A 14,818-nucleotide genomic window follows, 5' to 3' on the forward strand; every position below is an offset into this window, starting at 1 on the left:
GCCGGCATGGCTTTGAAGTGGGACGGACACACGCATACGAAATTTTGTTATCACGGCAGCCCGGCGGAATCGGACGCCTACCTGGATCGCGCGATCGAGCTCGGCTTCGACCGATATACGCTGAGCGAGCATCCGCCGCTGCCCGACCGGTACGTGGACGACCCGAAGCTGATGGCGGAGCTCGCGATGCCAGGGCGCGAGCTGCCTGAATATATGGCTTATGCGGCCGCGGTCAAGACGCGCTACGCGGGGCGCATCGAGGTTGCCGTCGGTCTCGAGATGGACTATTTGCCCGGAATGACGGACTATTCCGACGGGCTGCTCGGGCCTTGGCTCGGCGAGCTGGAGGACATCGTCGTGTCCGTGCATTATTTGCCGGGCAAGGGCGGCATGCGCTGCATCGACTTTACGCCGGCGGACTTCGCGGACGCGTTCCTGGACCACTATGGCACGATGGATGCGGTGGCGGACGCCTATTACGATGCAGTGGAAGGCGCGATCGGCTGGGCGGCGACGCTGCCGAAGTCGATCCGCAGGCGCATCGGCCACGTCAACCTGATCCGCAAGTTCCATCGCGAGCTACCGCCGATGGACGAAGCGCGGGCGCGAGTGCGGCTCGAGGCGCTGCTGCCGAAGCTGAAGGCTGCCGATCTCGGCCTCGACGTGAACGTGGCGGGCTTCCGCAAGCCGACTTGCGGCGAGGCGTACGTGCCGCAGTGGCTCATCGATCGCTGCATCGCCGAAGGCATCGAGCTGGTGTACGGCTCGGACACGCACAAGCCGGCCGAAGTCGGCGCGGATTGGGAATGGTTCGAGCGGGCGGTCGCCAAGGGCGGCGCGCGCTGACCGATCGGATGGAAAAAGACGCGAACCCGCGAGGGTTCGCGTCTTTTTACGTCTGAGCGATGGCGGCTTGATTTGTTAACCTTAGGGCGACGCTAGGCGGGAGGTAAGCGGATCGTTGAGCGGGGCGGTGAGCGGAAGGGGAAGCGGGGGGAATCAAATGAGCGCTGCGGGAGCAGCCGAATGCAGGCTCTGGCAGGGACGCCGGACTCAGATGACGCTATTTCGTAAAAAACGGTCCAATTGCGATCATTTCGGACTGGAGAGTCGTTAATCAACCGGATCCAGGTTAAAATGGGTCTCCAATCCCGCAATAAAGGCTCCTGTGTCCGCGAGCGGGCCGCAAATCACGATAGGAACAAAAATAAGGGCGCCTCGGTCCGACCGCTTCGCGCCATTGCGCAAACAAAGGTGCAGGCGGCTTTTTCGAAGCAAATGTAAAGTTGAAATCATCGGCTATATGAAAATTTGCGAAGTTCCCTTTCATTTGGGAATGTAATGTGAGTGTAAATTAAACTAACATATTGCGATAAAGTTTGCCTTTTTTCGTTTACAAGGCGATGCTTCTAAATTATATTTGAAAGAGGAAAACATATGTAATATCGCTTTTTTTACATTTGTTCATTTCGGTTTTGACCAACTGCTGCTGTTTAAAATCGAAGTTGAAATAGAAGCGGAAGGAGCGTTGCGATGGGGGCAAGGCAAACTTCTAAATATTAAACCGCTATCCGATAGCTTTTGGCGGGGCGCTCGGATAACGGTTCGTCGACTGCACTTGGACAGGGTTATTCCTGCTGCGCGCAAAGTCTTTTTTCAATTTACCGGATTAAGGAATTTATTTCAAGCCGAATTCACGAACGATACCGAATTTATTCGTAACTTTTCAGGAGGTCTCCCATGACCAATCGCATCAGATATACGAAAAAGTGGCCGGCAGCGGCAATGGTCCTAATCATGCTGTTCTCGCTGCTTGTTCAAATGGTCGGCGTACAGTCGGTCGCGGCTGCAGGCCCTGCTAAGATTGCCGCATGGAACTGGAGTTTTGCATCCGGCTCGCCCAAAGCATCTTCTTTTGAAGCGACCTCCGGCACAATGGCCAGCGGAGCCATCCTCCAGTTAAGCGGGGGTAGGCAGGCTACGCCGAGTTCGGCAACGCTTTACACCGATGGTTGGTCTTCCCCGGCACTGGGTTATTGGGAAGCCTCCGTTCAAACGCTGGGCTATTCGGGTATCTCGGTTTCGTCCAAGCAGTACGGGACAAATACCGGACCGCGCGATTTTAAGCTCCAATACAGCGTGAACGGCGGAGAATTTAAGGACGCTTCGGAAGTTTATGCCGTTACAAGCTCCCTGCCTTCTGAAGCTAGGGAAGTGGTTCTGCCCGCCGAGGCAGACAATCAGGCAGATCTGAAGATTCGCTGGGTGAACGCAACAAGCGTATCCGTAAACGGCGGAACCGTCGCGCAATCGAACGGCAACGGTAGAATTGCCGACATCGTCATCTCCGGTACCCCGATCTCGGGCGGAGGAGAGACGCCGGTCGAAACGACCGCCTCCCCCCGTAGCCGGCAAGCTCGCGCTCGCCGAGGATCTGAAGACGCTGTCCGGAGAAGCGGGCGCAGTGTCCGTGAATGCTTCGGTATACGTCTACGCCGATGCTTCGACGCTGATCGACCAGACGGTAGCCGACGGCAGCGGCGCGTTCAGCCTGACGGTGGACAACCCTTCGGGCAAAACGTCGCTGCTCGTATCCGCTGTAGAAGCCGGCAAAGCGGAAAGCGTTAAAGTTAGCGTTTCGGCTCCCGTTACGGCCACTCCCGTCTCCTCCAAGATTTCTTATAAAGATTACAAGACCGTGACGGGACTGCCGGGTGCCGTATCCGCGGGCGCTGCCGTCTACGCGATGCTTGCGGACGGAACGCCCGTCGGCGACACGACGGCCGTGTCTGACGGCTCCTTCGGACTGACCTTCTCGCCCGTACTTACCGCCGAGAAGCTGACGATCGTCGCCAAGGCGGCAGGCAAGCTCCTAAGCGACGCCATTACGGTCAATCGCACGAGCTCCACCTCGACGATGGTCAACGCCGGCGATGTCGTGTTCAGCCAGGTGATGCTGAACGGCGGCGGCGGCGCCATTTTTAAAAACCGATTCTTCGAGCTCTATAACCGGACGGACAGCGACATCGATCTCTCGGGATGGGTCGTGGCTTATTCCTCGTCCAGCGCCTCGAGCTTCTCGGCGACCAGCAATCAAATGCCGATCAGCGGCGTGATCAAAGCGCACGGCTACTTCCTCGTGCAGGGCTCGACTTCGACCAGTACGACGGCGCCGGCGCTGCCGTTCGTCGCAGATTCGGATGCCACAGCGGAAAAAACGCTCAACACCTCTGGCGCGAGCTCGGCAGGTACTGGCGGCGTCATCGGGCTGATCCAAAAGAGCGGCGTCGCGGTCACAAGCCCGACGGACGCCAATCTTGTCGATCTGTTGGCATACGCCAACGCCGACTCGGTTTTCGCGGGCAAGACGATGTATTGGGGCGCTCCCTTTATCGCGACCGATATCGCGAACGGCGTCGTCATCCGCAAGACCGCGGCTTGCACGGACCCGCGGGCGGCGTTCGGCTTTACCGGCGTTTGCTACACCAAGGACAGCTCCAAGGATTTCACGACTTGGGTGCCCAAGGCTGCGGCCAATCCGGTCGAGATCGTCGCCAAGAACAGCGCCTACATGAGCCAGCCTGCAGCAGGCAAAATCGCCTTTGACGGCTCGACAGGCTTGACGGGGGCGGCAGGCGCGGCGACAGCCGGCTCCAACGTGCGCGCCTATACGTTAAGCGGCGGCGTTCTGACGCCTGCCGGCAGCGGAACTGCAGGCACGGACGGCGCATTCAGCCTGTCCATTGCGAATCCGGGCGGCGTGAAAAGCGTTTATGTGACCCATACGTATGCCGGCACCGAGAGCGTCTACGCGCGTGTCAATGCCGTCGGGTATACGCCGGATCCGCTGACGATCGCCGACGCCAAGATCGTCGACAACCGGGGCATTCCCGTGCATACCGGCGAGAGCGCCGAGCTGACGGGCGTCGTCACGGTCGGCAATGGCGCGCTCGGCAGCTCGCCGACGCATTATTACATCCAGGACGCTACCGGCGCCGTGAACGTGATCGGCGCAGCCGCTCCGGCCGCTCCGATCATGCTCGGCGCGAAGGTCAAGGTGAGCGGCACGATCGCGTTCGCAGGCGGCACGACGCAGATTCTGGCGAGCGGCGCGGAAGAGATCGGCGCCGACGCGGTCCCGGCAGCGGTCGCCGTCGATGCGGCGACCATGAATGCCGCCGCGACAGCCGAGCCGCTAGAAGGCAAGCTCGTCTCTTTAAAAGGCAAGGTCACGAACATCCCGACATCGGATTCGGACGTCAGCCTGACCGTGACGGACGCGGCGGGCAATACCGCGGTCGTGCAGCTGCTCAAATCGACGGGCATCCAGGCGGCGGCCGCGGTTGCGCTGAACGAGACGTTTACGTTCACGGGCATTCTGGCCCAATCGGATCTGGTCTCGCCGTACGACGGCGGCTACAAGCTGCTTCCGCGCAGCGCAGCGGACATCAAGGGCGAGCTTCAACTGGCGTATACGCCGCCGGCCAAGCTTTATACGGGCATGGACTTGTCCTTCGACGCGAAGGCCAAGTTCGCCGACGCCGTGACGCTATTCTACAAGGGTGCGGAGGGCGACGCATATTCGTCCGTGCCGCTCACGACGGCCGACCAGATGAACTACAACGGCAAAATCGCGCAAGCGAGCGTGCCGCAGTCGGGCAAGCTTTACTTTTACGTGAAGGCTGTCTCCGGCGCCGACAGCGTCACTTCCGGCTCCGCGGCGGAGCCCTATGTCGTCGATATCGTCGAGGATCTGGACGGGCCCGAAGTGACGAACCTGAAGCCGTCCGAAGGCGCGAGAATCGAGACGCAGCACCCGGTCATCTCAGCCAATCTGTCCGACCCGAACGGCATCGCGGCCGGTTCTGTGAGCCTGAAGATCGACGGAACGGATTATACGACTTCTGCGGTCGTCGATTCCGGCAGCGTCGAGCTGACGCTGACTTCGGCGCAGGACCTGGCGATCGGCGATCACGAGGTCGCGATTGCGGTTAAGGACAATCTTGGCAATGCCGCAGTGAAAAAGTGGACGTTCACCATTGAAGAGCGGTTCTCCGGCGGCAATCATTATTACGGTACGACGCACAACCATACGAACATCTCCCACGATGCGGCGGGAACGCCGCAAAAGGCGCTGGACGATGCCAAGTACTACGGCTACGACTGGTTCGCTTTTTCCGATCACTCGCACGACATCGACGCCGCGATCCGCGGCACGGACGCGGACACGGCCTCGCACGGCGGCATGCCGGAGCGCAAGGGCGGCGCCGACTGGTCGCTGACGAAGGACATTTCGCGAGAAAACACGAAGGATGGAGAATTCGTCGTGTTCCCGGCGTTCGAGATGACCTCGACGACCTGGGGACACTCCAACGTATTCGGGACGGACAACTTTATCGACCGGATGCAGGATGGCGGCAAATACCAGAACCTGAGCCAGTATTACGCCTGGGTGATGACGTATGACGACATCGTCGCGCAATTCAACCATGCGAATGCGCCGACCGGGGCATTTAACAGCTTCCTCCCTTACGACAAGAACGTGGACAAGCTGTTCACCATGTTCGAAGTGGGCAACGGCTCGGGCAAGTACTCCTACACCAATGAGGAAGACATCTATTTCAGCGCGCTCGACAAAGGCTGGCACATCGCGCCGACCTACGGCGAAGACAACCATGACGCGACCTGGGGCAAGACGAAGCGGCGCACGGTTATCGTCGCCAAGGATCTGACGATGGACTCGCTCATGGATGCCATGCAAAAAATGCGCGTGTATATGACGGAAGACCCGAACGCCAGGCTGGACGCGACCGCGAACGGCTGGTATATGGGGTCGACCGTAGATAGCAAGACGTTGTCGTTCGATATCTCGGGCAGCGACGACGTGCAGGAGGACAAGTCGGACCCGCATTACGCGTATATGACGACGACGACCAACGACAATGTCGCCAAGGTCGACCTGATCACCAACGGGGGTACCGTCGCGGAGACGTACAAGCCGTCTTCGGCCTCGACCTCGTTCAACTGGAAGCCGACCGTGACGGTGTCCGGCGGGCAGCAATGGTTCGTCGTGCGCGTGACGCAGGCGGACGGCGATCAGATCTACTCGGCGCCGTTCTGGTCCGAAGAGGTGCCGGTCGCGGTTAAGGTGAGCAGCGTCGAAGCGGCTGACGGCGCGATCGTCGGCGGCAACGCGGCCACGCTGAATGCGATCGTCAGCAATCAGGGAACGGAGGATGTCGCGGGGATTACGGCGACGTTCTATGTGGACAAGCAGGATGCCGAGCATCTCATCGGCACGGCTTCGATCGAGGCGCTTGCGAGCAGCCAGTCCGCGACGGCCAGCGTCGTCTGGGCTTCGCCGCCGGTAGGCGAGCACAAGCTGATCGTGACGCTGAAGACCGCGGACCAGGATTTGAACACGTACGAGAAATCCCTATCCATCAAGGCGCCGCTCGGGAAAACGATTCTGATCGACGCTTCCAAAAACAATGAGAATACGACGAAGGACACAGGCACGTACAAGGACAACTTGAAATCTTTCACCAAGCAGATGAGGCTGGAAGGCTATACCGTCGCTGAAAATGCGAACGCGATTACGGGCGCGACGCTTAGCGGCGTATCGATTCTCTATATTTCGCATCCGTCCTCGGCCTACGGATCGTCGGAGATCGACGCGATCAAAGCGTTCGTCGCGGGCGGCGGTTCGCTCTGGCTGGCGGACAAGAGCAATTACGGCGGCTCGAATCAAAATCTGAACCCGCTTCTGTCGGCGATCGGCTCGTCGATCCTGATCAACAACGACGGCATCGCGGACGAGACGGCATACGGCAACTTCTGGGGCACGCCGCTGACCTCCAACTATTCCGTGCGGCTGCACCCGTCGCCCGTGGCCGGCTACGTGACCGACTTCGTGTCGACCCTGGAATACTACAGCGGCTCGAGCTTGGCCAAAAACGACGGCGCGGGCAATAAGATGCCGCTCGCGGACAGCGACACCGTCACGATCCTGGCGCGAGGCAACGACTCGACGTTCCAGATCTCGGCACAGATGAAATCCGATACGGCGACCTACAACGTCTCGACTTCGCCGGCGCCGGCGAATCTGACCGGCGGCGCCGTCATCCCGGCTATCGCGAGCGAGCAGCTCGGGACCGGACGGATTATCGTGTCGGGCATGAACGTATTTAACGACAAGCAGATGGACGAGAGCTACAACGAAAAAGGCAACAACGAGCTCGCCATGAACGCGATGAACTGGCTTGCGCACCGCGAGACGGTCGTCGCTTCGATCGGCGATGCGCGCAAGCTTCCCGAGGGCTCGCAAGCCGTCGTCCAAGGGACCGTCACCAGCGCGGCCGGCGTATTCTTCGACGCCTTTTACCTGGAGGATGGGACCGGCGGGATCATGGCGTTCAACGAGGTGCCGGACAATGCGTTGGCGCTTGGCGACGTCGTACGCGTCTATGGACACGTCAAAGTATTTGAGAACAATCTCGAGCTCGAATTCGACGGCTTCGACAAAAGCGTCGTTAAGGTGAGCGCAGGCGCGCCGAAGGAGCCGACGCAAGTGTCGACGGCCGCTTCGGTATCCGCGGACAACCTGGGTCGTCTGGTGAAAGTGACGGGAACCGTAACGGACATTCCGGACGATACCTCCTACGTCATCGACGACGGATCGGGACCGGTGCTCGTATTTGCGGATGGCTATATCATCAATCAAAGCGGACCGATTCCGGTACTGCGGATCGGCGACAAGCTTGAAGCGGTAGGCATGTCCGGAGGTTACTCCGAAGGCACGCGGATTCGCGTCAGAAATACGACCGAGCTTAAAAAAGTAGAAGCGACGGCAGCGGAGATCGCAGCCGGCATCACAAGCATCGCCGCGCCGGCGAAGGATGCGACGCAGCTTGAGCTGCCGACGGTACCGAGCGGATATACGGTCGCGATCAAGAGCAGCGACTCCGCGGTCATCGGCACGGACGGCAAGATCGTGCCGCCGGCAGCGGAGACGACGGTGAAGCTGATTCTGACGGTCACGCGTACGTCGGATGCGACGATCGCGGACACGGGCGAGATCAGCGTGGTCGTGCCGGCGAAGACGGAAACCTCGTCGACGCCTCCGCCATCGACATCGACTCCGACACCATCGCCAACGCCAACGCCGACACCGACGCCAGCAGGTACGGTAACGATTTCGAAAGACAGCATCAAGCTGGACAGCGGCCGGGCAAGCGTGGAACTGGCTGCCGGCACGACCGATGTCAAGCTGAACGCCGACGCAATGGCGGCGATCGGGGATCGCGCGCTTGTATTGAACAAAGGCGGCTTGTCGGTGCAGCTGCCATCCGTCTTGCTGACGCAGCTCCTGGCTCAACTGCCGACTGGCGCGCGCGCGGATGCGAGCATTGAGCTGCAAATGATCCCTGTCAGCGCGTCCGATACGGAAGCGACGATCGGGAAAAACGCTCAAAACGGCAGAAGCACGATCAGGCTAGCGGGAGAAGCGTACGAATTCAGCTTAAAAGCAAACGGTTCTGACGGCACGACAACGACGATGAGCCAATTCAGTACGCCAATTACGCTCAGCTTGGCAGCGAATGCAGCCACGGATCCGGATTTGACGGGCGTATATTACATCGGCGACGACGGCAAGCTTGCGTACGTCGGGGGTACGCTCGCGAACGGCGTATGGACAGTCGATGTCCGTCACTTCAGCAAATACGCGGTTCTGGAGGTCAAGCGATCGTTCGCCGATGTGACCGCTACTTTCTGGGCGTCCCGCGCGATCGCTTCGCTCGCGGCGAAGCAGATCGTCTCCGGCGTGACGGACACGACGTTCGAACCGGGCCGCGCCGTCACCCGGGCCGAGTTCACCAAGCTGCTCGTCGAGACGCTCGGGCTGACGGACCAAGGCGCGATTTCCTTCAAGGACGTCGCTTCGAATACCTGGTACGCCCAATATGTCGCGATCGCAGTGAAGGCCGGTCTCGTTTCCGGGAAAAGCGCGGACATCTTTGACCCGAACGGACGCATCACGCGCGAAGAAATGGCCGTGATGCTCGTGAAGGCCTATGCGATGCGCCATGCGGATATCGGCACCGCAGGTCTTGCCGCTGCGGCATTCTCCGACGGGGGCAGCATCGCCGCATGGGCGAAGGCCGACGTCGATACGGCAACCGCGCTTGGCTTGCTCAAGGGACGCGCTGCCGGCACGTTCGCGCCGAAAGGCACTGCATCGCGCGCGGAAGCCGCGCAAGCGATCTTCAATCTGATTCAAATGAAATAAAACATGCACTTCGGGACCGGACGCCACGCGACGTGGCGTCCCGCTCCGAAACATACGAACATCGAACAATAGGTTCATAGACGAGCAAAGCGCTTATGAACCTATTTTTGGACGTTGGTATGACGCACGAACAACCGACGCCGAGGAGGCCCCAACCGATGAGCAAACGAAGCGCAGGCCTGAAAAGCTTCTGGATCGCCGCGATCGCCTTATTCGCCATGCTGCCGTACGGCGGAGCAGCTTCCGCGCATGCCTACAGCGCAGGCTATTCGACACTGACCATCGCGAAGTCGGAGATCCGGCTGGAATATACGATAGACGAGCTGTCCGTCATCGAGTGGGCAGGCGGAGACGTTAACGGAGACTTCATGCTCGATCCAGCGGAGTTCGAAGCGGTGAAGGATTCCTTCGCTGCCATACTTAAAGAGCATCTCACGCTTAAGACGGGCGGCAGCGAGCTGCCGTGGTCGAGAATCGAAAGCTATCGGCTCGAGCGAAAGGGCGACGCGTCCGACGTCGTTTTGGAGCTCGCGTACCCTGCGTTGTCCGATGACGGCACAATCTCGCTATCGGACAAGCTGTACGCCGACGATCGGAAAACAAATTACGTCGACCTGCTGACGGTTAAATACGGGTCGAGCCAGAGTACGGCGGCGCTGTCCGGCAAGGACCGCACCTGGTCTTTGCGAATGACGGACGAGGAGTATGCGTCGCTCCCCCGCGGACCTGCAGCAGCAGACAACGCAGAGCCCTGAGCAGGCGGAATCGGATTCCGCCGCAAATGCCGAGCCGCAGGAGGCAGGCGCATCCCATGATACAGCCAGCGTCGCATCGGGCTGGTTCAGCTTTTTCAAGCTGGGCATGAACCATATTTTAGGCGGATACGATCATCTTCTCTTCTTGTTCTCGCTGATCGTTGCCCGCCAAACCTTTAAGCAGTACGCGGCGATGATCACGGCGTTTACCATCGCGCACAGCGTTACGCTCACGCTGACCGTGCTTGGATGGATATCCGTGCCGGGCAGCATCGTAGAGCCGCTGATCGCGCTCAGCATCTGCTATGTGGCCGTCGACAATATGCTCCGCGCAAACGTGCGCTATCGCTGGGTGCTGACTTTTCTTTTCGGCTTGGTTCACGGCATGGGGTTTGCGGACATACTCGTCGAAATGAATCTGCCGCGTGCCAGTCTGGGCATCGATCTGGCCAGTTTCAATCTCGGCATCGAGGCGGTGCAACTGGGCCTGATCGCCGTTTGTCTGCCGCTGCTGTACGCGCTGCACCGGTACAAGCATGAAAAAAGAGTCGTCTATGCCGCTTCGAGTCTGGCGCTGCTGCTCGGCGGCCTCTGGCTGTTCGAGCGTACTTTCGGCGGATAGGCGAATCGCGATAGGCGCCGAGACGGATAAACCTGTCGCAAGCGGTTGAACTCAGGGCCGGGAATGCATTATGATGGTTCCAAATCCCGGACGGAGTGTTGCGCATGAACCCAGAGACAGGCGGAGACCGGCTGGCCCGCATGATCGACACGGCGAAGATGTATTACGAACTGAACTACAGCCAGCAGGAGATCGCCGAGCGTCTCGGCATTTCGCGGCCGACCGTGTCCCGCTTTCTTCAGCAGGCGAAGGACGAGGGCTACGTCCGCATTCAGATCGTCGATCCGCGGGAGAGCAACGACTCGCTCGCCGTCGGGCTGGAGCGGAAGTTCAAGCTGCGCAAGGCGGTCATCGTACCCGTGCCTCAATACGAGGACAACGTCGTTAAAAAGTACCTTGGCGAAGCGACCGCCGCGTATTTGCACGAGACGCTGGAGGACGGCGACACGATCGGCGTGACTTGGGGCACGACGCTCTACGAGGTGGCTTGCCGGCTGCGGGACCGGCAGCTCAAGGACGTGCGGGTCGTGCAGCTGAACGGCGGCGTCAGCCACTCGGAGACGAACACCTATGCATACGAGATCGTCCAGCTGTTCGGCAAGGCGTTTCACACGGTGCCTTACTTTATTCATCTGCCCGCCATCGTCGACCATGCGATCGTGCGGCATACGATCGAGGCGGACCGACATATCGGCCGCATCCTGGCGCTCGGACGGCAGGCGAATATCGCCGTGATTACCGTGGGCTCACCGACCGACGATTCGGTGCTGATCAAAGCGAACTATTTTACGGAAAACGACCTGGCGTTGATCAAGGAGCGAGGCGCCGGCGATCTGTGCTCCCGTTATATCGATCGCGAAGGCAAGCTCTGCTCGGAGGAGCTGAACCAGCGGACGATCGGGATCGAGCTCGACGATCTGAAGCACAAGGAGCGCTCGGTGCTCGTCGCGGGCGGACGCAAGAAGGCCGAGGGCATTTACGGCGCTCTGCGGGGCGGTTATGCCAATGTGCTGATTACGGATCAGTATACGGCCCAATACTTGTTGGAGAGATGACTTGGAGGAGATGGACCGACATGACGATGAAAGGGACGAACGGGACAAACCCGGCTTCCGAATCGCTGGCCGCCTATATCGACCATACCGCGCTCAAGCCGGAGACGAGCCGCGACGATATCGTTCGCCTGTGCGAGGAAGCGAAGCGATATCGGTTCGCGACCGTCTGCGTGAATCCTTACTGGGTGAAGACTGCGGCCGCTATGCTGGGGGAATCCGGCGTAGGCATCACGACGGTGATCGGCTTCCCGTTGGGGGCGACCAGCACGTTCGCGAAGGCGGCGGAAGCTCGGGACGCGATCGCCGCGGGCGCGACCGAGATCGATATGGTGCTGAACGTCGGGGCGCTGAAGTCCGGGCTTTACGAGGACGTCGAACGCGACGTCGCGCGCGTAGCCGAGGCTTGCGAGGGCAAGGCCGCGCTCAAAGTCATTCTGGAGACGGGCCTGCTCTCCGACGAGGAAAAGGTGAAGGCGTGCGAGCTGTGCGTAGCGGCCGGCGCGGACTTCGTCAAGACGTCGACGGGCTTCGGTCCGGGCGGCGCGACGGCGCACGATATCGCCTTGATGCGGCGCGCCGTTGGGCCGGATATCGGCGTGAAGGCGTCCGGCGGCGTGCGCGACGCCGAGACGGCGCGCGCGATGATCGCGGCCGGCGCCACGCGCATCGGCGCGAGCGCGAGCGTCGCGATCGTCTCGGGGGGGCGCGGGCGAAGGCTATTGAGCGAGGCGTGGGGCGTGGTTTACGCGAGATGCCTGAAATCAGCACGGGATGTCGGCTTTGCAGCCGATATTTCGTGTTTTTTAGTTTCCATTTCTCCTTCTAAATGGTAAAATAAACAAGAACACCAGTTCTCTTTTGTAACGTGCGGCTGCATCCGTGTGTTCGATTTGAAATCGGGAAAAGGGGATGGACGGGATGCGGCAAACGGTTATACTAAAGGAAGAGAAGGAAGTTTATTCGTCTCGAACATACGTGGATTTAAAAGCTGATTTTGCGTTCAAGCGCATGTTCGGACAGCCTGACGGCGAAGCCGTGCTGATCGCGTTCCTGAATGCGCTTCTGGGCGCGAGCGCAGATACGAAAATCACCTCGGCGAGTATTTTAAACACGGATCTTGAGCGGGAGCACGAAGGGGACAAGAAAGCGGTGCTGGATCTGCTGGCGAGAACAAATCGCGGCGATCTGGCCCATGTCGAGATTCAAGTTACGGGCAATCCGCATCTGGCCAAGCGGCAGCTTCATTATTGGAGCCGTATCTTTGCCAAGCAGATGGAAAAAGGACGGCCATACTCGGATCTGCGACGCACGATATCCATCCTTATTTCGAACGTGGACGTGCTGCCCGAGACCCAAAGGTATCATAGCGTGTTCGGTCTTTACGAAAAGCAGGAGCATTTTCCGCTCACCGACGTGATCGAGCTGCACGTCATCGAGCTGCAAAAGCTGCTTAGACGGGCCGCGAAAAGCGAAGCGGATCCATGGACCGAACCGGAGATACGTTGGCTGCTGCTGCTCGGCGCCGTGCAAGGCGGAGAAGTGCAGACGAAGCTGATGGAAAAACTGGAGGCGATCGCGATGAGCGGTGATACCGAACTGCTGGAGGCGTTCGGGCGGTGGGAGGATATGAGCCGCGACCCGAAGGTTTGGGCCAAGTACGAGATGTGGCACAAGGCGATGATGGACGATGCGGCCTACAAGGCGGAGATGGAGCAGTTATTGGCCGAGAGGGCGAGATTGAAATCGGAAACCGAGGCCCTGAAGTCGGAAACCGAGGCCCTGAAGTCGGAAACCGAGACCCTGAAGTCGGAAACCGAGGCCCTGAAGTCGGAAACCGAGACCCTGAAGTCGGAAACCGAGACCCTGAAGTCGGAAACCGAGACCTTGAAATCGAAAACGGAGAGCCTGGAGTCGAAAACAGAGAGCCTGGAGACTGAAAAGGATCAAATGCATGCCCGGCTGCTGGAAACGGGTCGGACGCTGTTGCTTAACGGCATGGATGCAACCGAGGTTGCGCGCATGACAGGCTTGTCGCAGGAGGAGTTGAGAGGATAATTTTCCATGATCGTTTATTATAGCGTGCGTCATTCGACGGGCTGCTGAGGCAACCTTTTTGCCGTGGCGTGCTAGCGGCTATTTCTCTGTTTCACCATGCACCGTACGTCCGCTAACAAGCTCAAAACGACCGCCAACGCCCCGTTTCAACTCAAATAGCGTCTCCGCATTCCGCAATGACTGCCATTTACCCGCATCCGATGCCAATAGAGGCTTCTCGGTCCGCCCGAAACTGGAATCGCTCGTACAGGGATTCATGGCTCGCCCCAACCTCCCTGTTCAGCGTAGACGTCTAGCCCAGCCTGCATATACAATGGCATCAGGCCGCCTTCATGTGCGTTGCTACGCAAATCGTGCGCCGTCCTACGGACTCTTCGCAAACGCATACACGGGGACAAGGCCGATCCGCCATACTGGAGGAGCCGATAGACGACGGGGGGGGCCCGCATTGAAGCTTCATCTGACGAATCCGCTTACGAGAATGAAGGTCAAGCAGCAGCTCATCCTGCTGTTCCTGCTGCTCGTCAGCCCCGTGTTCGCGCTGAACTGGTACGCCAACGCGAGGGCCGAGGACATTCTCAAGCAGCATGTGACGAGCGCGTACGCGGAGCTCAGCAAGCAGAATCTCGCGCTCATGAACCGCGACATGGATACGGTGAGCCGCGTGATGACGACGCTGATCCAGCATTCGCTCATTCAGTCGCTGAACCCGATGAACGGCGATACCGCCGACCGGGTGCGGCAGTACGCCGACGCCGACAAGCTGCTCTCTTCCTATTCGATGGGGATGAACGGCGGCGAAGCCGTCTATTATTACCTGTACGCCTACGACCCGAACAACCGTTACGAATTCGCGCCGACGCCTTCCTCGAAGTTCAAAGCGGTGGGCGGCGTATACTTTTACAACGACAAGCAGAAGCCCGAATGGATCGACGAGATATTGAGCAAGCGGGGCAAAGGCTATCTTCGCATCATGAACGATCTGGGCTCTTCCGCCAGGTCGGATACGCTCGCTTACGTGCGGGCCGTGTATAGTACGAGC

The 14,818-nt window shown here is 59.6% G+C and carries 8 protein-coding genes and 1 pseudogene; 8 read left to right on the plus strand and 1 reads right to left on the minus strand.

Annotation, left to right across the window (positions count from 1 at the left end; all coding sequences use genetic code 11):
* Positions 1 to 6 precede the first annotated feature (6 nt).
* The 8 genes and pseudogenes from hisJ (at position 7) to OMP40_RS37100 (ending at position 13,776) form a co-directional block, all read left to right on the plus strand.
* Positions 7 to 846, plus strand: coding sequence for a histidinol-phosphatase HisJ (hisJ, locus tag OMP40_RS37065; protein ID WP_277539078.1), 840 nt, complete (start codon positions 7 to 9; stop codon positions 844 to 846).
* Positions 847 to 1,420: 574 nt separating this feature from the next.
* Positions 1,421 to 1,744 (plus strand): hypothetical protein, encoded by a 324-nt coding sequence (locus OMP40_RS37070; protein WP_277539081.1) that lies wholly within the window; start codon positions 1,421 to 1,423, stop codon positions 1,742 to 1,744.
* 726 nt (positions 1,745 to 2,470) lie between these two features.
* Positions 2,471 to 9,289: an S-layer homology domain-containing protein gene (locus OMP40_RS37075; protein WP_277539083.1), complete on the plus strand. Its 6,819-nt coding sequence runs from the start codon at positions 2,471 to 2,473 to the stop codon at positions 9,287 to 9,289.
* A 158-nt stretch (positions 9,290 to 9,447) separates the two neighbouring features.
* Positions 9,448 to 10,044, plus strand: coding sequence for a hypothetical protein (locus tag OMP40_RS37080; protein ID WP_277539085.1), 597 nt, complete (start codon positions 9,448 to 9,450; stop codon positions 10,042 to 10,044).
* Positions 9,995 to 10,666 carry a HupE/UreJ family protein gene (locus OMP40_RS37085; protein ID WP_277539086.1) on the plus strand — a complete coding sequence of 224 codons (672 nt, stop codon included), beginning with the start codon at positions 9,995 to 9,997 and terminating at the stop codon, positions 10,664 to 10,666. The genes OMP40_RS37080 and OMP40_RS37085 overlap by 50 nt, the downstream gene beginning before the upstream one ends.
* 104 nt (positions 10,667 to 10,770) lie before the next feature.
* Positions 10,771 to 11,721 (plus strand): sugar-binding transcriptional regulator, encoded by a 951-nt coding sequence (locus tag OMP40_RS37090; RefSeq protein WP_277539089.1) that lies wholly within the window; start codon positions 10,771 to 10,773, stop codon positions 11,719 to 11,721.
* A gap of 26 nt (positions 11,722 to 11,747) precedes the next feature.
* Positions 11,748 to 12,425: pseudogene (deoC, locus tag OMP40_RS37095) on the plus strand (deoxyribose-phosphate aldolase); the annotation flags it as partial.
* 214 nt (positions 12,426 to 12,639) lie between these two features.
* A complete protein-coding gene (locus OMP40_RS37100) occupies positions 12,640 to 13,776 on the plus strand; it encodes an Rpn family recombination-promoting nuclease/putative transposase (RefSeq protein WP_277539091.1) in 1,137 nt (378 codons plus the stop codon).
* A 456-nt stretch (positions 13,777 to 14,232) separates the two neighbouring features.
* Here the strand turns inward: OMP40_RS37100 and OMP40_RS37105 are convergent, their stop codons facing one another.
* Entirely contained in the window at positions 14,233 to 14,472 is a 240-nt protein-coding gene (locus OMP40_RS37105; RefSeq protein ID WP_277539093.1) for a hypothetical protein, read from the minus strand.
* Between the last annotated feature and the right edge of the window lie 346 nt (positions 14,473 to 14,818).

Origin of the sequence: Cohnella rhizosphaerae (genome assembly GCF_029525575.1) — a bacterium.
Lineage (GTDB): Bacteria > Bacillota > Bacilli > Paenibacillales > Paenibacillaceae > Cohnella > Cohnella rhizosphaerae.